General features: G+C 28.1%; 21 protein-coding genes. All 21 read left to right on the top strand.

From position 1 onward, the window contains the following. Window positions 1-30: 30 nt before the first annotated feature. The 21 genes from mltG to phoU all read left to right on the top strand — a co-directional run bounded on the left by mltG (window position 31) and on the right by phoU (window position 20,498). Complete coding sequence (mltG, locus tag Q0Y03_RS02745) at window positions 31-1,110, top strand: endolytic transglycosylase MltG (RefSeq protein ID WP_297712308.1); 1,080 nt, start codon at window positions 31-33, stop codon at window positions 1,108-1,110. An 18-nt stretch (window positions 1,111-1,128) separates the two neighbouring features. Beyond that, a complete protein-coding gene (locus Q0Y03_RS02740) occupies window positions 1,129-1,773 on the top strand; it encodes an O-methyltransferase (protein WP_297712307.1) in 645 nt (214 codons plus the stop codon). Between the two features lie 4 nt (window positions 1,774-1,777). After that, entirely contained in the window at window positions 1,778-3,022 is a 1,245-nt protein-coding gene (locus tag Q0Y03_RS02735) for a U32 family peptidase (RefSeq protein ID WP_297712306.1), read from the top strand. 13 nt (window positions 3,023-3,035) lie between these two features. Continuing rightward, complete coding sequence (gene udk, locus Q0Y03_RS02730) at window positions 3,036-3,653, top strand: uridine kinase (RefSeq protein ID WP_297712305.1); 618 nt, start codon at window positions 3,036-3,038, stop codon at window positions 3,651-3,653. Window positions 3,654-3,706: 53 nt separating this feature from the next. Next, a complete protein-coding gene (locus Q0Y03_RS02725) occupies window positions 3,707-5,323 on the top strand; it encodes a penicillin-binding transpeptidase domain-containing protein (RefSeq protein ID WP_297712304.1) in 1,617 nt (538 codons plus the stop codon). 491 nt (window positions 5,324-5,814) lie between these two features. Beyond that, window positions 5,815-6,510: an RNA polymerase sporulation sigma factor SigK gene (gene sigK / locus Q0Y03_RS02720; RefSeq protein WP_297712303.1), complete on the top strand. Its 696-nt coding sequence runs from the start codon at window positions 5,815-5,817 to the stop codon at window positions 6,508-6,510. Window positions 6,511-6,609: 99 nt separating this feature from the next. Then, entirely contained in the window at window positions 6,610-7,665 is a 1,056-nt protein-coding gene (locus Q0Y03_RS02715; protein ID WP_297712302.1) for a type IV pilus twitching motility protein PilT, read from the top strand. Window positions 7,666-8,071: 406 nt separating this feature from the next. Continuing rightward, complete coding sequence (gene ftsZ, locus Q0Y03_RS02710; protein ID WP_297712301.1) at window positions 8,072-9,187, top strand: cell division protein FtsZ; 1,116 nt, start codon at window positions 8,072-8,074, stop codon at window positions 9,185-9,187. Window positions 9,188-9,432: 245 nt separating this feature from the next. Next, window positions 9,433-10,236 carry a sigma-E processing peptidase SpoIIGA gene (locus Q0Y03_RS02705; protein ID WP_297712300.1) on the top strand — a complete coding sequence of 268 codons (804 nt, stop codon included), beginning with the start codon at window positions 9,433-9,435 and terminating at the stop codon, window positions 10,234-10,236. Window positions 10,237-10,250: 14 nt separating this feature from the next. Next, window positions 10,251-10,958, top strand: coding sequence for an RNA polymerase sporulation sigma factor SigE (gene sigE, locus Q0Y03_RS02700; RefSeq protein ID WP_297712299.1), 708 nt, complete (start codon window positions 10,251-10,253; stop codon window positions 10,956-10,958). An 81-nt stretch (window positions 10,959-11,039) separates the two neighbouring features. Next, a complete protein-coding gene (gene sigG / locus Q0Y03_RS02695) occupies window positions 11,040-11,813 on the top strand; it encodes an RNA polymerase sporulation sigma factor SigG (RefSeq protein WP_133014246.1) in 774 nt (257 codons plus the stop codon). A 111-nt stretch (window positions 11,814-11,924) separates the two neighbouring features. Continuing rightward, window positions 11,925-12,203: a YlmC/YmxH family sporulation protein gene (locus Q0Y03_RS02690; protein ID WP_297712298.1), complete on the top strand. Its 279-nt coding sequence runs from the start codon at window positions 11,925-11,927 to the stop codon at window positions 12,201-12,203. Window positions 12,204-12,263: 60 nt separating this feature from the next. Further along, the gene (nrdR, locus tag Q0Y03_RS02685) at window positions 12,264-12,722 is read left to right on the top strand and encodes a transcriptional regulator NrdR (RefSeq protein ID WP_297712297.1); all 459 of its coding nucleotides are present in this window, start codon (window positions 12,264-12,266) and stop codon (window positions 12,720-12,722) included. A 151-nt stretch (window positions 12,723-12,873) separates the two neighbouring features. Next, window positions 12,874-13,611: a peptidoglycan editing factor PgeF gene (gene pgeF / locus Q0Y03_RS02680; RefSeq protein WP_297712296.1), complete on the top strand. Its 738-nt coding sequence runs from the start codon at window positions 12,874-12,876 to the stop codon at window positions 13,609-13,611. 18 nt (window positions 13,612-13,629) lie between these two features. Next, window positions 13,630-14,325, top strand: coding sequence for a response regulator transcription factor (locus Q0Y03_RS02675; RefSeq protein WP_297712295.1), 696 nt, complete (start codon window positions 13,630-13,632; stop codon window positions 14,323-14,325). Window positions 14,326-14,331: 6 nt separating this feature from the next. Next, a complete protein-coding gene (locus Q0Y03_RS02670) occupies window positions 14,332-16,032 on the top strand; it encodes an ATP-binding protein (protein ID WP_297712294.1) in 1,701 nt (566 codons plus the stop codon). Between the two features lie 225 nt (window positions 16,033-16,257). Next, on the top strand, window positions 16,258-17,109 hold the full coding sequence (locus Q0Y03_RS02665; protein WP_297712293.1) for a phosphate ABC transporter substrate-binding protein: 852 nt from the start codon (window positions 16,258-16,260) through the stop codon (window positions 17,107-17,109). 91 nt (window positions 17,110-17,200) lie between these two features. Then, a complete protein-coding gene (gene pstC, locus Q0Y03_RS02660; RefSeq protein ID WP_297712292.1) occupies window positions 17,201-18,094 on the top strand; it encodes a phosphate ABC transporter permease subunit PstC in 894 nt (297 codons plus the stop codon). Between the two features lie 2 nt (window positions 18,095-18,096). Further along, entirely contained in the window at window positions 18,097-18,921 is an 825-nt protein-coding gene (pstA, locus tag Q0Y03_RS02655; RefSeq protein WP_297712291.1) for a phosphate ABC transporter permease PstA, read from the top strand. Between the two features lie 127 nt (window positions 18,922-19,048). Further along, window positions 19,049-19,813, top strand: a complete 765-nt coding sequence (gene pstB, locus Q0Y03_RS02650) for a phosphate ABC transporter ATP-binding protein PstB (RefSeq protein WP_297712290.1) — start codon at window positions 19,049-19,051, stop codon at window positions 19,811-19,813. 28 nt (window positions 19,814-19,841) lie between these two features. Beyond that, window positions 19,842-20,498, top strand: coding sequence for a phosphate signaling complex protein PhoU (gene phoU, locus Q0Y03_RS02645; protein WP_297712289.1), 657 nt, complete (start codon window positions 19,842-19,844; stop codon window positions 20,496-20,498). The last annotated feature ends 167 nt before the right edge of the window (window positions 20,499-20,665 follow it).

The raw sequence follows: 20,665 nt of genomic DNA, 5'->3' as shown, positions 1-20,665 counted from the left end.
GCTATTCACTTTTAAATACAGGGGGTATTTATGAAAAAAAGTACTAAAAATACCGGTAGAACATTAACGAAAAAAAGGGCTAAAGATACTGGAAGAAATTTAACTAGGAAAAGAGCTAAAAAAACTGGTAGAACTTTAATTATTTTATTATTAATTATTGTAATAGCTTTAGCTTCTGTGTTTATATCAACAATTAAAAACCCACTTAAAATTTCAGACTCAGAAGTAGTAAATGTCCAAGATGGAGATAGTTTTTATAGTATTATAAGTAGGCTTTCTAGTGGAAAGAAGATTAAAAGTCCATTTATAATAAAAATTTATGCTAAGTTAACAGGACTTGATTTAGAAGTGATTCCAGGAAGCCATACTTTGGATAAAGGTATGTCAATAAATGATATAGCTGAAACTTTAAAGGATCCCAATAATACAAATGCAATAACTGTAACTATTCCAGAAGGGTTCAATGTGGAAGATATAGCAGCTAGGTTAGAGGAAAAAGGTATTTGTACAAAGGATGAATTTTTAAACGTAGTAAAAAGTTATCCGCTACCATCTTATGTAAAGGATAATGCAGATAAAAGATATAATTTAGAAGGTTTTTTATTCCCAGATACATATAATTTTGAAATTGGAGTTCAACCAGAATACATAATAAAAACAATGATAAATAGATTTGAAGAGGTATGGGGTGAAATAACAGAAGGCCTTGATGTTAAAGAGGATGATATTGAAAGGATAATTAATATAGCATCTATTATTGAAAAAGAAGCAAGAGTAGATGAAGATAGACCTTTAATAGCATCTGTAATTTACAATAGGTTAGAGCAAGATATGCCATTGCAAATTGATGCAACTGTAATTTATGCACATGGATATTATATAGAAAGTGTAAGAAATAGACATTTAGCAATTGAATCAAAGTATAATACATATTTGTATAAGGGATTACCGGTAGGGCCAATATGTAATCCAGGTGCTCCATCTATAAAAGCTGCATTAAATCCAGATAGTACAAATTATTTATTTTATCTATTAGCGACAGATGATGAACATTATTTTACTGATAATTATGATGACTTTTTAAAGAAAAAAGAAGAGTTAGGATATTAACATATACGGAGGTTTAGTATGAGTGGAATTACCTACGATTATATGGAGGAATATATAAGAGGATTAATACCAGAAAGTGAAGGAAGACTAAAAGAGCTAGAAGTATTTGCTAAAGAAAATGGTGTGCCTATAGCTCAAAAAGAAACAATAAAATTCTTAGAATTTATGGTTAGTATGAAAAAACCATTAAGAATATTAGAACTTGGTACTGCAATTGGCTATTCTGCAATTATAATGCATGATTCAGCAGGAACAAATCCTCATATAACTACCATAGAACGAAGTGAAGAAATGATAAAGTATGCAAAAGAAAATATAAAATCTTTTGGTCTTGAAGATAAGATAGTTATTGAAGAAGGGGATTGTCTTGAAATATTAGAAAAGCTACAAGAACCATATGATTTAATTTTTATGGATGCAGGTAAGGGACATTATAATCATTTTTTACCACACTGTTTAAGACTCTTAAAAGATGATGGTATAATAATTGCTGATAATGTTTTATTTAGAGGTATGGTTGCAAGTGATGAATTAGTTAAGAGAAGAAAAATCACAATAGTTAAGAGAATGAGAACTTATTTAGAACTAGTTTCACAAGATAAAAGTTTAATAACGTCAGTAATTCCTATGGGAGATGGAATTGCAATTACAAGAAGGAGGTAACAGTATGAGAAAGCCAGAAATATTAGCGCCAGCTGGTAATTTAGAAAAGCTAAAAATAGCTATAGATTTTGGAGCAGATGCTGTATATATAGGTGGAGGTAAATTAAACCTTAGAGCCTTTTCAAATAATTTTTCTAATGAAGAAATGATTGAGGGAATTAAGTATTGTCATGATAGAGGTAAGAAAATATATGTAACATTAAATGTTTTTGCAAGAAATCATGATCTGAATTCAGCGGGAGAATATATTAAAGGTCTTTATGATATAGGTGTAGATGCAGTTATAGTTGCTGATCCATCATTAATTGCTATATGTAAAGAAGTAGCACCTGAATTAGAAATACATTTAAGTACACAAGCTAATACTGTTAACTGGATGGCAACTAAATTCTGGTATGATTTAGGTGTTAAAAGAATTGTATTAGCTAGAGAATTAACATTTAAAGAAATAAATGAAATAACTGAAAATATTCCAAGTGGATGCGATATTGAAGCTTTTGTTCATGGTTCAATGTGTGTTGCGTATTCTGGAAGATGTTTAATATCAAATTACATGATAAAAAGAGATGCTAATAAAGGTATCTGTGGGAATGTATGTAGATATAAATATCATTTAGTTGAAGAAACTAGACCTGGCGAATATTATCCTGTTATAGAAGATGATAACGGAACATATATAATGAATTCAAAAGATTTATGCATGATTCATTATATACCTGAACTTGTTAAGAGTGGTATTTATTCTTTCAAAATTGAAGGAAGAATGAAAAGTGAATTCTATGTAGCATCTGTCGTTAAGGCATATAGGGAAGCATTAGATAGTTACTGGGAAAACCCAAGTAACTATAAGTTTAAGGATGAATGGATGGATATGCTTAGAAAAGTAAGTCATAGACCATATCATACAGGGTTCTATTTAGGAATAAATGGAGAGCAAAATTATGATGATGCAGGATATGTTAGAGATTATGAAATTGTCGGTATGGTAAAATCTTATGATCATGAAACTAAAACTGCAACAGTACTTCAAAAAAATAGAGTATTTGAAGATGAAGAGGTTGAAGTTTTAAGAGCCGATGTACCATATTTTAAGATTAGACTTGAAGATATGTATGATTTAGATAAAGATAGAAAAACTGATGTTGCTAATAGAGCACATATGATTTTTACTGTTAAAGTTGATACACCATTAAAAGTTAATGATATGCTTGTAAAAGCAAACAATGTTATTAATATTAATAACAATTAAGGAGGTCTAACAAATGAATAAACCTATTTTAATAGGAATTACTGGAGGAACAGGATCTGGTAAGAGTACAATAGCTGATGTCTTATATTCTAATTTTTCAAAAGATTGTATAGCAATGATACAACAAGATATGTATTATAAGGATCAAAGTCATTTATCTATGGAAGAAAGAGTTAAAACAAATTATGATCATCCAATGGCTTTTGATAATGATTTATTAGTTGAGCATTTAAAGAAATTGATAAAAGGAGAATCTATAGAAAAGCCAAGTTATGATTTTACTGTTCATAATAGAGCTAAAGAAACTACTACTGTAGAGTCGAGAGATATAATTTTAGTTGAAGGTATCTTAATATTAGAAGATGAAAGAATAAGAGATCTTCTAGATATAAAAGTTTATGTAGATACTGATGCTGATATAAGAATTCTAAGGAGATTAGTAAGAGATATAAATGAAAGAGGAAGAACTGTTGAATCAGTAGTTGACCAATATTTAAGCATTGTTAGACCTATGCATCTTCAATTTACAGAGCCATCAAAGAAGTATGCTGATATAATTATTCCAGAAGGTGGACATAATTATGTTGCAATAGATTTATTAATGGCAAAAATTAGAGATATACTTAAGTAATTTGAATAAAACACCTCATTTTAGTCTAGAATTTAGCTAAAGGAGGTGTTTTTTTGTATAGATATAAAATTGATAATAAAAAATCACTAATTGTTTGTATTGGATTTTTCAGCATTTTTATTGCTTTAACTATAAGATTATATGTATTAATGATATATCCAACAACTTCTGTTCAAGGGGAACTTGAAAATCATCAAGTGGAATATACTAGTGATACTAATTATAAGTTGTTTGATACAAATGGAAATAGCCTTATAAACTATAAAAATAAGTATATTATGGTTCTTGATACAAAACCTTTTAAATTAAATAACTATGAAGAAACATTACAAGATTTATTAGCTTTAAATTTTATAATGAAATCAGAAGATGAAGAATTTAACTTCACTGATATAATGAATCAAAGTGGGAAGCTTTATTATACTATAACTAAAGAAACTTATGAAAAGATAAATAAATTAAATGATATAAAGGGAATATATACTTATGTTTATAATGAGTTAGATTTAAAGGAAAGATGGAGTGTAGAAAATATAATTGCATCTATAAATAAAGATAATACATTAAAAGATTCATTTGAAGAGAACATTTTAGATATAATTAAAGATAATAAAAGGCCAACAATAGGATTTCATTTAGATGAGAAATCTATATATATGAGCAATGATACTAATTATGGGGAAAATAATAAAAATATAAGACTGACTATTGATGATGGTTGGTCAGGTAAAATAAAAAATGTTTTAAATGGTGATGATTATAATAACTTAGATAATGTAGGAGTAGTTCTTTTAGAATCAAATACTGGGAAAATAAAGGCTATGGTGCAGAAGGATGAATCTGAAGCAAATGTTAATTTAGGTATAGGACAGTTAGGTCTTGAACCAGGATCTATATTTAAAGTTATAACAGAAGCTATTGCTTTAAATGAAGGATTAATTAATATGGATGACACTTTTTATTGTAGTGGGGAAATTTGTAGTAATGGAGGTAAATCGTATGCTCATGGAACTTTAACAGTAAATCAAGCTTTTGAAGTTTCATGTAATGATATATTTGCAAAGATGGGACAATTGATAGGTTATGAAAAAATGTTAAAATATACTACTAATTTAGGTTTATATAATAAAGTCTTAGGCCTAGCAGGAGAAAATAGAGAAGAAGCTATAGGGGTAATGGCTAAGCCTAGTGATGGGATTAGTAACTTTGCAATAGGTCAGTGTATCACAGTAACACCACTTCAAATTGCAGGAGCTATTAATGCTGTAGTAAATGATGGAATATACATCAAACCATCACTTATAGAAGCTATTGTTGATGAAGATAATAATGTTATAGAAAATATTCAAAATGAACAAAATAGGATATTTACTTCAACTACATCAAAGTTAGTTAAAAATAGTATGCAGAATGTCATTTTGCAAGGGACAGGTTCAGCAGCAAAAATAGAAGGGATAATACAAGGTGGTAAAACAGGTACTGCTACAGGTGAAGGTGGTGCTACTACTCATGGTTGGTTTGCTGGATATTTTGAGTTAAATAACAAAATGTACACATTAGTTGTTGTAGCACCAAATATAAATGGTGTAGATGCAAATGGAAATGAATTAGGTGGAGGAAATACAGCTGCACCTATTTATAGAGATATTATTAAATCCATAATGCAATAATATTGTTCGTCACGTGGAGCCGAAAAATTAATGATATGACCTCCAGGAATTGTGTAATTTGCGTTAAGAATTTATATTGTTTTTTACAGAAAAAGAGCTAAAGCTTAGAAAGTCACTTTGTTCCCTCAGTTTCTTAACGCTCCTTTTCTTCCAAAAACAATTAAATTCTAAAACTTAATTACGATATTCCTTCCGGTAATATCATTAATATTTTCTCTTCCACTTGCTGAACTGCAATACTACTTTAAGAGTTAACGACTTGTCATATAAATATGTAGCAAAAGATATTAACTGCAAGGGAGTATATTATAAGTAGTTACGTGAGAGAAGAAAAAATGAAATATTAATTTCACGGTTACTGGAAAATAAATATTTCATTTTTTCGCTTCCACGTAACGAACAAGTGTGTCAAGAAAATTAATTTAAATTCTTTAAGCAATATTTTCAAAAACTATCATATTATATAATAAGCACTACTAGGAGGAAGCTTAGTGATAGTTATTGGTAATATATTAGAATTGTTGTGTGCTAATGTGTTTTTGGCTGGATATATTTCAGGTAATAATACGTTTCCACAGCCTTTAGATGAAAAAGAAGAGCAGAAGTATTTAGAATTATTAAAAGCTGGTGATAAAAAGGCCAAGGGTGTTTTAATAGAAAGAAACCTTAGGTTGGTTGCGCATATTGTGAAAAAATATCAAATACCTAATAAGGATATAGATGAACTTATATCTATTGGAACAGTTGGTTTAATTAAGGCTATTGATTCATTTGATGCATCGAAGGGTACAAGATTAGCTACATATGCATCTAGATGCATTGAAAATGAAATTTTAATGTTATTTAGAAGTAGTAAAAAGCAAAAAGGAGAAACTTTCCTTCATGATCCAATTGGAGTAGATAAAGAAGGGAATGAAATAAGTTTAATAGATGTATTAAGTAGTGATAAGGATTCTGTTATTGATAAAGTTGAAACTAATTTACAAATTAAAGCTTTGTATTCTAAAATAAATACTTCTTTAAATGAAAGAGAAGGAGAAATTATTAAAATGAGATATGGGTTAATTGATGGAAAGTGTAAAACTCAAAGAGAAATAGCAAGTTTGCTTGGAATATCAAGATCTTATGTTTCTAGGATTGAAAAAAAAGCATTAAAAAAACTAAAAAAAGAATTAACATTTAAATAGCTAAAAAGTAATAAATATATTAAACATTGAAGTTTTTTATATATTTTAATAAAATATAATGGAGATATAGCTATAGATGAGGTATAAAAGGGAGAAAAAATGTATTTATTAAAAGAACTATTAAGTAAAACTATAGAAATGAATGCATCAGACTTACATTTAACAGTTGGTTTGCCACCCACTGTAAGAAGTAATGGAAAGCTTATTCAGATTGGGGTAGATAAATTATTACCATATGATATGGAGGAGTTTTCTAAGGAAATTTTATGTGAAAAATATGATGAATATTTAAAAATTGGTGAATTTGATACATCTTATTCGGTTCAAGGAATAGGTAGATTTAGAGTTAATATTTTTAAACAAAGAAATAGTGATGCTATAGCTATAAGAGTTATTGCACTTAAAATACCTAAATTAGATGAGATTGGGCATCCAACAGTTCTTAAAGAAATAGTCAAAAATAAGAGGGGACTTGTATTAGTGACAGGGCCAACAGGTAGTGGCAAAAGTACTACCTTAGCAGCTATGATAAATGAAATTAATAGTACAAGACAAGCTCATATAATAACGTTAGAAGATCCAATAGAATATTTACACAGACATAAAAAGTGCATAATAAATCAAAGAGAAATCGGAAAAGATAGTAAAAGTTATAAAAATGCATTAAAAGCAATTTTAAGAGAAGATCCAGATGTTATTTTAGTTGGAGAAATGAGAGATTTAGAAACAATTTCTACAGCTATTACAGCAGCTGAAACAGGACATTTGGTTTTATCAACATTGCATACTATTGGCGCAACAAAGACAATTGATAGAATAATAGATGTATTTCCGGAGCATCATCAACAACAAATAAAGATTCAACTAGCATCGGTATTACAAGCTGTTATATCACAACAATTATTGACTAATATACAAGGAGATGGAAGAATAGCAGCTCTTGAAGTAATGGTTATAACTCCGGGAATTCAAAGCCTTATTAGAGAAGGAAAGACACAACAAATTGAATCAGCAGTTCAGACTGGTAATAAATACGGGATGAAAACTATGGATATGGCAATTTCTGAGTTATATAAAAAAGGCGTTATTTCTATGGAAACGGCAATGACATATGCTATTGATAGAGAAACTTTAAAAAGAATGATAATTTTATAAAAAGTATAGGAGTGTAAATTTTTACGCTCCTTTATATTATAAAATTTTAAAAATATGTTAAAAAATAGAGGGAATTTTAAAAATACGTTGAATTATATTTATGGAAGCATTAAAATATAATATTGTCTTAATAATATAAAATTATATTTTAACAAGAGAAGTTTAATTTTAAACTAACTAGGATAAACTGGCAAATTTAGATACTTATTTTTTACAAAAGTGAAGAAATCATTACAAAATTCTTCACCAATTAGCAATTTGCTATTGTTAACATATATTTAATGATGTAAAATTAAATTACTAAATAATTTTTTATTTTAAGTTATAGTTGTAAAATGAATTAGTGAAGTTAATTTTATGAAAGTATTTAAATTACTAATAGAGAGAGTTTTAAGGAGGAGTTATTTTGTTAGATTTTGAATTAGATATGCAAGAATTAACTAATATAAAAGTAATAGGCTGTGGTGGTGGCGGTGGTAATGCCGTTAACAGAATGATAATTGAAGGGTTAAAGAATGTTGAGTTTATTGTTGTAAATACAGATAAACAAGCATTATTGCTTTCACAAGCAAACACTAAGATTCAAATAGGTGAAAAGCTTACTAAGGGACTTGGTGCTGGAGCTAATCCTGAAATTGGTAAGAAGGCAGCAGAAGAAAGTAGAGAAGAAATAGCAGAAGCGATAAAAGGTGCTAATATGGTATTTATAACTGCTGGTATGGGTGGTGGAACTGGTACAGGTGCTGCTCCAGTAGTTGCTGAAATTGCTAAGTCTATGAATATCTTAACAGTAGGTGTAGTTACTAAGCCTTTCCCATTTGAAGGAAAGAGAAGAATGAGACATGCTGAAATGGGATTAGAAAACTTAAAACAACATGTTGATACATTAGTTATAATTCCAAATGAAAAACTTTTAGCTATGGCAGATAAGAAAACAACATTATTAGATTCTTTCAAATTAGCTGATGGTGTTTTAAGACAAGGTGTACAAGCGATATCTGACCTTATTACAATACCAGGGGTAGTTAATGCTGACTTTGCTGATATTGAAACAGTAATGAAGGATAAAGGATTAGCTCATATGGGAGTTGGTTATGGGAAAGGTGATAATAAAGCACAAGATGCAGTTAGGCAGGCAATATCATCTCCATTATTAGAAACTTCTATTGATGGTGCAACAGGAGTTATAATTAACTTTACAGGTGGTGTAGATTTAGGTGCTATAGAAGTTTATGAAGCAGCTGAAATTGTTAGAGAAGCAGCTGATGTAGACGCTAATATAATATTCGGAGCAGTTATTGATGAAAGCTTAAATGATGAAATTAGATTAACTGTAATTGCAACAGGCTTTGAAGAAGATAATGCTAAGATTGTGTCAAGTGCTAGTGAACCTAGAATTGAACCTAAAGTAGTTGAAACTGTAAAGAGAGAGGAAGAACCTACAACATCTCATACTGATCCTTTATTAGATTTAGATAGAGAAAGTGTAAATATTCCAAGTTTCTTAAGATCAAGAAAGTAATAAAATTTTATTAATAAAAATAGATAGATGATGTAAATAGGAATTACATCATCTATCTATTTTTTTTGTTATTAAAATATATAAAAAGACATAAAAAAAGAAATAAAAATCATATTAAAATTTATAATTAAAAAACAGGAAGTAAAATGTAAAAAAAGTTGGTTTAAAAATTGTTTTAAACTCCTTCAATGTGACAAAAAAAATATACATATAACGGTATAATTTATATATTGAGGGGGGAGTATATGGAAGTTTATATTGATATATATTTATTAGAAAATATAATAATCAATTTATTCTTATTGCTACTTACTTTTAAGCTATTGAGGATGGATTATAAAAGAAGAAATGTATATTTAGCGGCTTTATTAGGTGGAATATATGGGTTAGTTATTTTTTGTAATGTAAAGATTTTTAGTTCTGTAGTAATAAAGTTGTTAGTTCCAACAATTATGATATATATTTCTATAAAAAAAAGAAATTTAAAGTTTATTTTCAAATCAGTTGTAATATTTTTTATTCTATCATTCATGTTAAGTGGTATATGTTTTAGCGCAGTACAAATGCAAAATAAGTATTTAATTGGACAAGAGTTTGTTATTAAAAATAATTCAGCAAAATTTATAGTTTTGTCTGGGGCTATTACTTTTATATTTATAAATCGAATTGTAGATTTACTTAAAGATAGGGCAATGGTAAAAAACTTTTTATATGATATATATATTACGGAAGGAACAAGAACAGTACTAGTAAAAGGATTTTTAGATACTGGGAATGAGTTGAGGGAACCAGCAACTAATTTACCTTGTATAATAGTTGAAAATACTTATTTTAATCAATTTGAAATAGCTGATGATAAAAAGTTTATTATAAAGTATGACACTATTAATGAAGTAGGTGAAGTAAGAGGGTTTAAAGGACAAAATATAATGATTAGAAATGAAGAGTCAAATAGTTGGAGAAAGGTAGAAGCTATAGTATGTGGATGTGAAAGAAAGTTAAGTAAGGAAGATGAATTTCAAGCTTTATTATCAAGAGGTATAGTATAGGAGGTATAGGAAATATGGGAAAGTTAGTTTTATTTATTAATAAATTTTTGTCAAAGTTTAATATTTTTATGAAAAGGGTAGATTATATAGGCGGGAATGATGCTTTGCCACCACCATTGAAGAAGGATGAAGAGGAAGATTTAGTTGATAAATTAAGTACTGGTGGAGAGTGTGTTAGAAATACACTTATAGAAAGAAACTTGAGACTTGTTGTATATATAGCAAGAAAGTTTGAAAATACAGGTGTAGGTGTTGAAGATTTAATTTCTGTAGGAACTATAGGATTAATTAAGGCTGTAAATACTTTTAATCCTGAAAAGAAAATTAAATTAGCTACTTATGCATCAAGATGCATTGAAAATGAAATATTAATGTATTTAAGAAGGAATAGTAAAGTAAAAGCAGAGGTATCCTTTTATGAGCCATTAAATATAGATTGGGATGGAAATGAGTTACTTTTATCTGATATTTTAGGTACTGAAAATGATACTGTATATAATTTGATTGAAGATGAAGTAGATAAGCAATTATTATTTTTAGCTCTAAGGAATTTGAACGAAAGGGAAAAGGAAATAGTGAGATTAAGATTTGGGCTTTCTGGATATAGTGAAAAGACACAAAAAGAAGTTGCTGATATTCTTGGTATATCTCAATCATACATTTCTAGATTGGAAAAGAAAATAATAAGTAGATTAAAAAAAGAAATAAATAAAATGATTTAGGTTGTCTTTAGTATAAAAGAATCCTCTAACGGAAATAATTTTAAATGCAGTATGTTATTACTTCTGAAGGAGTGATTAACTTTGATTATTAACAAAGTTGAGATTTGTGGAGTAAATACTTCAAAATTACCAGTACTAAAGGAAAAGGAAAAAAGAGAGCTTTTATTAAAGATGAGAAGTGGAGATACACAAGCGAGGGAGACCTTTATTAAGGGAAATTTAAGGTTAGTTTTAAGTGTGATTCAAAGGTTTAATAATAGAGGGGAAAATGTAGATGATTTATTTCAAGTAGGTTGTATTGGATTAATGAAATCTATTGATAATTTTGATTTATCACAAAATGTTAAGTTTTCTACTTATGCAGTACCTATGATAATAGGTGAGATAAGAAGATATTTAAGAGATAATAACTCTATTAGGGTAAGTAGATCTTTAAGAGATATTGCATATAAAGCTTTACTTGTACGTGATAAACTTATTAAGGATAATAACAAAGAACCTACAGTTTCTCAAATTGCTAAAGAGTTAAATATACCAAGAGAGGAAGTAGTTTTTGCTTTAGATGCAATTCAAGATCCAGTTTCTTTATTTGAACCAATATATCATGATGGAGGTGACGCTATTTATGTAATGGATCAAATAAGTGATTCTAAAAATAGTGATGATAGTTGGTTAGAGAATATATCTATAAAAGAAGCGATGAAAAAATTAAATGATAGAGAAAAGTTAATTTTAACCTTAAGATTTTTTAATGGAAGAACACAAATGGAAGTTGCAGATGAAATTGGCATATCTCAGGCTCAAGTTTCAAGATTGGAAAAAACGGCATTGAAACACATGAAGAAATATGTATAGGACCCTAAGGGTCCTTTTTTTCTTAAAATTATTTTAATAAAATACCTTATATCATCATATATATAATTATGGTAAATGATTTAAATACATATTTAAGGGGTGGGGATAGTTATGGAAGATGATTTAATATTATATTCAGTAAATGCTATAAGAAGTATGGAAGTTATAGATGTATCAACAGGGAGTAAATTAGGGTATGTTAGAGATTATAAAGTTGATTTATCTACTAATAAAGTAGTTTCATTATTCTTACCGTCTACTTCTAAGGGATGGTTTTCAAAAGATGATGATATAGAAATACCCTGGGACAAAGTTGTTAAAATAGGAGTTGATGTGTTAATTGTTGATGCTTCAGGTATACAATTAAATACAGATGAAAATAAAATATAGAATAAAATGAAAAAAGATTGTATAATACAAATATAACTATATGAGAAAGGCGTGGTTTGTTTGAAGTGTCCTTTTTGTTTTTTTGATGAAAGTAAGGTTGTAGATTCAAGATCTACAGATGATAATACAACAATTAGAAGAAGAAGAGAGTGTACTAACTGTGGAAGAAGATATACTACATATGAAAAAATTGAGGATATTCCAATTTTAGTAGTAAAAAGAGATTCAACAAGAGAAAATTTTAACAGAGAAAAGATTGTAAATGGGCTTATTATTGCTTGCCAAAAGAGACCTATTTCTAGAAAGCAAATAGAAGAATTAGCAGAGGATATTGAAAAGAGTATTTCAAATAATATGCTTACAGAAATTGAATCTAGAGTTATTGGTGAAATGGTTATGGATAGATTAAAGGCTATAGATGAAGTTTCATATGTAAGATTTGCATCTGTATATAGAGAGTTTAAAGATATTAATACTTTTTTAGATGAAATCAAAGGGTTAATGACAAATAAAAATTAATTAGACTACCTAAAAGGTAGTCCTTTTTATGTTATAATTATTATTGATTAAATATATTGATAAAGTTAAAATCATGTTAAAAAATATACATAATAAAGGTAAAAGTTAATATTAAATGATAAAATATAGTAGGAAAATTTAGAGGTGAAGTATGAAAAAGTTAAGTATAAATGATTTTAAAGAGTTTAAAGATTTTTGGATATTAGAAAGTGAAAATATTAATATTGTATTTTCTAATGCTAAAATGGACAGAAGCTTTAACAGACATACTGAGGAGGGGGTGAATAATTTATTATCACTTAAAGATGACTTCAGAGTTGATGAAGTTCAATATATAAGACAAATACATAGTGATAAAGTTTTAGTTTATAATACTAGTGAAAAAAACTTTATTGAAAATGAAGGTGATGCAATAGTTACTAATGAGAAATCAGTAATTATTGGAGCTTTTACCGCTGATTGTGTTCCTGTAATACTTGTTGATGAAAGTAAAGAAGTTATAGCAGCTATACATAGTGGATGGAAGGGAACTTTTAATCATATAAGCAAAAATGCAGTAGAAAAGATGATTAAGGATTTTAATTGTGATGTGAATAATATAAAAGCATATATAGGGCCCCATATCAGACAATGTTGTTATGAAGTTTCAGAAGAATTAAAGGAAAAGTTCATTTCTAAATTTAACGTAACTAGTGAAAAACTTTTTAATGATAGAAATTTAAGTATGGAGTTATGTATAGAAGAAGATTTAAAGATTATTGGTATTAAAGATGAGAATATTTATTCCTTCAATTTATGTACTCATTGTGAAAAGGAAAATAAACTATTTTCTTATAGAGCAAGTAATGGAACATATGGAAGATTATTTTCATTTTCATATATTAAATAAATTGTTGGGGTGATAGGAATGGCAAATGAAAAAATATTAGTAGTAGATGATGAGGAAAATATTGCAGAACTCATAAGTTATAATTTAACTAGTAATGGATACAAAGTAATTATAGCGAATAATGGAAATGATGCTGTAAAACTTGCAGTTGAAGAAAAGCCAAACTTAATTTTATTAGATTTAATGATACCAGGAAAAGATGGGTATGATGTTTGTAAAGATATTAGGAGTAATAGTGAAGTTAGAAATACTCCAATAATAATGCTTACAGCAAAAAGTGAAGAGCTTGATAAGATATTAGGTTTAGAACTTGGAGCAGATGATTATATTACTAAGCCTTTTTCAGTAAGAGAGCTACTTGCAAGAGTAAAGGCTGTATTAAGAAGATTTTCTATTTCAGAACCAGAAAATAATATTTTAGTTTTTGGAAATTTAACTGCTGATTTTGATAAGAGAGAGATTCTTGTTAATGATAAAAAGTTGGATTTAACACTTAAGGAGTTTGAACTACTTGAAATATTAATTAGAAATAAGGGAAAAATTTTAACTAGAGATACTTTGTTAGATAAAATATGGGGATATGAATATATAGGTGAAACAAGAACTGTAGATGTTCATATAAGGTATTTAAGAAAGAAAATAGAGTTAGACGATAAAAATCCTAAGCTAATTGAAACTATAAGAGGAGTAGGGTATAGATTTAACCCTAATTAGTGTTCTATGAAAAAACGTATTATAGCATCAGTAGTAATTACAGTTATATTTGCATTAATTATAGTGACAAGCTCCTTTATTGTATTAGTGAATATAAATACTATAAATGATGCAAAGGAAGTATTATCTATATATAATGAAAGCCTTTCAAAGGGTGATTATACTAATGAGGATTTGGCTATATATAAATTTAAAGGGAATTCTGTTAGATTCACAGTAGTAAATAGAGATGGAGATGTAATATTTGATAATGAGAGATCAAATTTAGATAATCATAAAGATAGACAAGAAATTATAGAAGCATTCAATAATGGGATAGGAAGTAGTGTTAGATTTAGTAAAACATTATCTGTTGATATGGTATATTATGCAACTAAGATAAATGAGGATATAGTTGTTAGAAGTTCAGTTCCTGTTAATAATATAAAGATATTTACCTTAGGAACCTTAAAGTATTATATTGCTATTGTAATAGTAGTATTTTTATTGTCATTAGCATTAGCAGTAAAACTAGTTAAAATAATTGTATATCCTATTAAAGAGCTTGAAAAGGTAACAGCTAAAATTGCTAATGGTAATTTGAATAAAAGAGCAATAATTGGAAATTATGATGAAATTGGTTTATTGGCACAAACATTTAACAATATGGCAGACCAATTAGAAACTAAAATAAATGATTCATTAGATAAACAAAATAAGCTTGAGGCTATACTTGAAAGTATGGAAAGTGGAGTAATAGCATTAGACAATAATGAGAAAATTATATTAAGCAATCCATATTCAAAAAAAATATTTGATTTACAGGGAGATGTAATTGGGAAAAAGATATCATCTTGTGTTATTGATTATGATCTTATTAGTTTTATAAGGGAATTACCTGATATAAATACGAAAGAGATAAAATTATTCCATCCTATAGAAAGAGAAATAAGAGTGAAGAAGGCTCCTATTATAAGTGGAGCAAAAAGTCAAATAGGTGTAGTAATAGCGATTCAAGACATTACGGATATTAAACGTCTTGAGAATATGAGAAGTGAGTTTGTTGCTAATGTTTCACATGAGCTTAAAACACCACTAACATCAATTAAAGGGTTTTCTGAAACTTTAAGATATGTTGACGACTCTGAAACAAAGAGTAAGTTTTTAAATATTATTGATAAAGAAGCTGAGAGATTAACTAATTTAATTAATGATATTTTAATACTTTCTAATATTGAAAACCTTCATAAAATGGAGAATGATAATTTTAGGCCTAAAGAAGTTATAGAAAATATAATTGATATAATGAGAAAGCAAGCAGAAAAAAAACAGGTTAAGATAGAATTTATAAATGAGTTTAGTGATGAGATTGTTGGAAGTAAGGACAAATTCCATCAATTAGCATTAAATTTGATAGAAAATGCTATAAAATATTCTAATGAAAATGGGAATGTTAAAATTCTTATAACTTTTAATAATGGATATTTCATTTTTAAAGTAAGTGATGATGGTATAGGAATTCCTGGAAGTGATATACCAAGGATATTTGAAAGATTTTATAGAGTAGATAAATCAAGATCAACAAGAGGAACAGGTCTTGGACTTGCGATTGTTAAACATATTGTTAAATTGTTTAGTGGTGATATTACAGTTCAATCTAAATTAGGAGTTGGCAGTATATTTACTGTAAGAATAAAAATAAACAATAAATTTAAAAATAAAATATAAGAAAATTGTAAATAAAAATAAGGTAAGAATATTTAATGTATTTTTATCTTATTTTTTTACGATATTATGTTTAAAATGACAAAAAAATATACATATTTAACATTTTTTTAACAATTACATAACATTACTTAACATTCAAGTAATATTATTTTAACTTTGGAGGGATAATATTATTTGTGTAAGGTATATGAATAAAAATTCATTTATGAAATTGGAGGAATAAAAATGAGAAGTAAAAAATTGAAGTTAATAGTAGGCGCATTATTAGTAACTATGGTTGGTGCAACATTTGTAGGATGTGGATCAAATGGATCTAGTGATAATAATACAGCTTCTAACAAAGATGCAACAACAATTTCAATTTCAGGGTCAACTTCAGTAGGTCCATTAATGGAAAAAATTCAAGAAAAATATGAGTCAGAAAATAGTAATGTAACATTAGAAATACAACAAAATGGTTCAGGAGCTGGAATAAAAGATGTTATTTCTGGAATTTCAGAGGTAGGAATGTCTTCAAGAGAATTAAAAGATGATGAAAAGACTTCTGTACAAGGGTCAATAGTGGCATATGATGGTATTGCTTTATTAGTAAATACAGAAAATCCAGTAAAGAATATATCTTTAGAAGATGTTAAAAAAATATATACAGGAGAAATTACTAACTGGAAAGAACTTGGCGGAGATGATTCACCAATAGTTGTAGTTTCAAGAGAAGAGGGTTCAGGAACAAGAGATGCATTCCAAGAAATAGTTGGTTATGAATCAGAAGAATTAGTAAAGGATGCTACAATTTCAGATGGTAGTGGAGCTGTTAAAACTACAGTTGCTGGAAATAAAAATGCAATAGGATTTGCTTCTTTTGAATATATTGACGATACTGTAGCTGCTTTAAATATTGATGATGTAGAACCAACAGCTGACAATGTTAAAGCGGGTAGCTATAAAATTTCAAGACCATTTATATTAGTAACTAAAGAAGATAGCTTAACAGAAGAGGGGCAAAAATTAATTGACTTTGTATTAAGTGCTGAAGGTCAACAAATAGTAGGAGAAAATAAATTAATAACTATAGAGTAAGTTTAAAACAACTTTAGAGATGCTTCAGGTGTTGGGGCATCTTTACTATATAAATAAATCAAAGTGTTTTATTACCATTAGGAGGACTAAAATGGTAGAGGAAAATAAGAAAAATAAAAGTAAATATATTATAGACAAAGTTACAAAAATAATATTTTTAATATGTGCACTTATTGCAGTAGTAAGTTTAGTATTAATAATAGGTTTTGTATTTTATAAGGGGTTAAAACCGTTTTTTGCAGAAGGAAAATCATTTACGCAGTTTATTTTTGGAACGGAGTGGTATCCAACATCTCAAGATCCGAAATATGGAATATTACCAATGATAATAGCATCTACTTGTGGTACTATAGGAGCTTTAATAATAGGAGTACCTATAGGATTACTAACTTCTATATTTATTGCAGAAGTAGCGCCAAAAGGAGTATCTAAAATTATAATTCCAGCAGTTGAGCTTTTAGCAGGAATACCATCTGTATTATATGGGCTATTTGGTCTGGCAGTAATTGTTCCATGGATACAAAATACTTTTAATTTACCACAAGGACAAAGCTTGTTAGCAGTAATTATTGTATTAGCAGTTATGATGCTTCCAACAATTATTTCAGTTTCTACTACTGCAATAAAGGCTGTTCCAAAAAGTTATAAAGAAGCTTCATTAGGTCTTGGAGCATCACATATAGAAACAACTTTTAAGGTTGTAGTACCTGCAGCAAAGTCAGGTATACTTGCAGCAATAGTATTAGGTTGTGGTAGAGCAATTGGAGAAACAATGGCTATAATCTTAGTTGGAGGTAATTCAGTTCAAATACCTACATCTATTTTTGATAAAGTAAGACCTCTTACAAGTAACATAGCTTTAGAAATGGGATATGCAACACAATCACATCAAGAATTGTTATTTGCAACAGGGGTTGTACTATTTGCATTTATCTTAATATTAAACTTAGTGATTTCAAAACTTTCTAGCAAGGAAGGTAAATAAAAATGAGAAAATTTAAAGAAAATATATTAAAGATATTATTATATTTATCAGCAGTAATAACGGTTGGAATTTTAGTATTTATAATAGGATTCATATTTATAAAAGGTTATAAATTAATAAATTTAAATTATTTATTTGGAGAATATAAGCCATCTGGTGGTGGTGGGATAAAGCCATTTATTATTTCTACATTATATACTGTAGGACTATCATTACTTATAGCAACACCAATAGGAGTGCTTTCAGCTGTTTACTTACAAGAGTATGCAAAGCAAGGCAAACTTGTTAGAGTAATTAGATATTCAACAGAAGCATTGGCTGGAATACCATCAATAGTTTATGGATTATTCGGAGCAGCATTTTTTGTAACTGCATTAAAGTTTGGTTATTCACTTTTAGCAGGATCATTAACTCTTTCAATAATTATTTTACCTGTAATAATTCGTACTACAGAAGAAGCATTAAAAGTAGTTCCCCCATCATATAGAGAGGCATCACTTGGGCTTGGAGCAACAAGATTCCAAACTTTATATAAGGTAATACTTCCAAGTGCTATACCAGGGATACTTTCAGGTGTAATACTTTCTATGGGACGTGTAATTGGAGAGTCAGCAGCATTATTCTTAACAGCAGGTACAGTATATAAAATACCAACAAGTATAATGTCAAGTGGTAGAACATTAACTGTTCATGCATTCCTTGAAACTAAGGAAAAAGGTGATATTACTTCTGCAGCAGCTGCTGGAATAGTTTTAATTGTAATTATTTTATTATTAAATCTATTAGCAAAATTTATTAGTAAGAAATTTAATAAAGCAAATTATTAGTAATTATAATAATATTAAATGAAATATTAGAATAGTATTAAAATAATAGATTAAATTTGTGACTTTTTAATTTTAACAAGTTACATACTGTAGATTAAAGAAAATCATAAGATTTTGAGGTGTAAATATGTCAAATGTAGTAAAGCCAGAAATTCAAGTTAGAAACTTAGAATTATTTTATGGTGATAATAAAGCGTTAAAGAATATTAATTTAGATATAGAATCAAAGAAAGTTACAGCATTAATAGGGCCTTCAGGATGTGGGAAATCTACATTTTTAAGAACGTTAAATAGAATGAATGATTTAATTGAAGGTGTTAAAATTAATGGTGAAATTTTAATTGATGGGAAAGATATATATAAGGACTATGATGAAATAGACCTTAGAAAAAAAGTTGGTATGGTATTCCAAAAACCAAATCCATTTCCTATGTCAATTTATGATAACATAGCTTATGGTCCTAGAATACATGGAATAAAAGATAAAAAAACTTTAGATGAAATTGTTGAAAAAAGCTTAAGAGGAGCTGCCCTTTTTGATGAAGTTAAAGATAGATTAAAAAAATCTGCTTTAGGGCTTTCAGGAGGACAACAACAAAGATTATGTATAGCTAGAACTATAGCTGTATCACCAGAAATAATTTTAATGGATGAACCTACATCAGCACTAGATCCAATTTCAACTAATAAAATGGAAGAGCTTATGGATCAATTAAAGAAGCAATACACAGTTGTAATTGTTACTCATAACATGCAACAAGCTGGAAGAATTGCTGATAAAACTGCATTCTTCTTATCAGGAGAAGTTATAGAATATGGTAAAACGGAAGATATTTTCTATAGACCTAAGGATAAAAGAACAGAGGATTATATAACAGGAAGATTTGGCTAAAATTTAATTTGTGATAGGGAGTGAGAATATGACAAGAAATCTTTTAGACAAGAGAATGAAGTTACTAACATCTGAACTTGCTGAAATGGGGAGTTTAGTTGAAAAGCAAATATATAATAGTATAGAAGCTTTTAAAAATAAAGATATGAAACTTGTAAAGCAAGTTATGGAAAATGATGATAAAGTTGATGAGTTAAATAGAAAAATCGAAGAACAGTGTTTAAAATTTATGGCTATGGAATCACCAGTTGCTACAGATTTAAGAAAAGTATTTACAACTTCTAAAATAGTAACAGATTTAGAAAGAATGGCTGATTATGCAGTTGACATATGCAAGATTGCTAAAAGAGTTGAGTCAGATGTTTTAGGTGAAGAATGTGATCCTATTTGGCAAATGGTAGATATATTAAGAAAAATGATTAATAAGTCTATTGAAGCATTTGTTGCAGGAGATGTAGATGCGGCTTATGAGATATGTAAAATGGATGATCAAGTTGATATAATATATCGTGGATTATTTAACGATATGTTAAAAAAGATGGCAAAGGATGAGACTATAATCAACAAGGGAGCTCAAATATTATTTGCTTCTAAATATCTTGAAAGAGTTGGAGATCACGTAACAAATATTTGTGAGTGGATAATTTTTTCTGCAAAAGGTGATTATGTAGATTTAAATGAGTAATAATAAAGGATATGGGGTAACCTATATTCTTTTTTTAATGTATAGGAAAGTATAAAATTTTCAATGGCTGAAAGTTAGATGAAATCTAGCTTTCGGCTATTTTTTGTGGTAAATTAGTAAATTGTAATTAGAGGTTAATAAATGAAAAATAGCAAAATAAAATTAAT

It is taken from the genome of Clostridium sp. (assembly GCF_026168755.1).
Taxonomy (GTDB): domain Bacteria; phylum Bacillota; class Clostridia; order Clostridiales; family Clostridiaceae; genus Clostridium.
The sequence above is the reverse complement of the archived record's forward strand: the minus strand, read 5'-3'. Positions and strand labels throughout refer to the sequence as shown.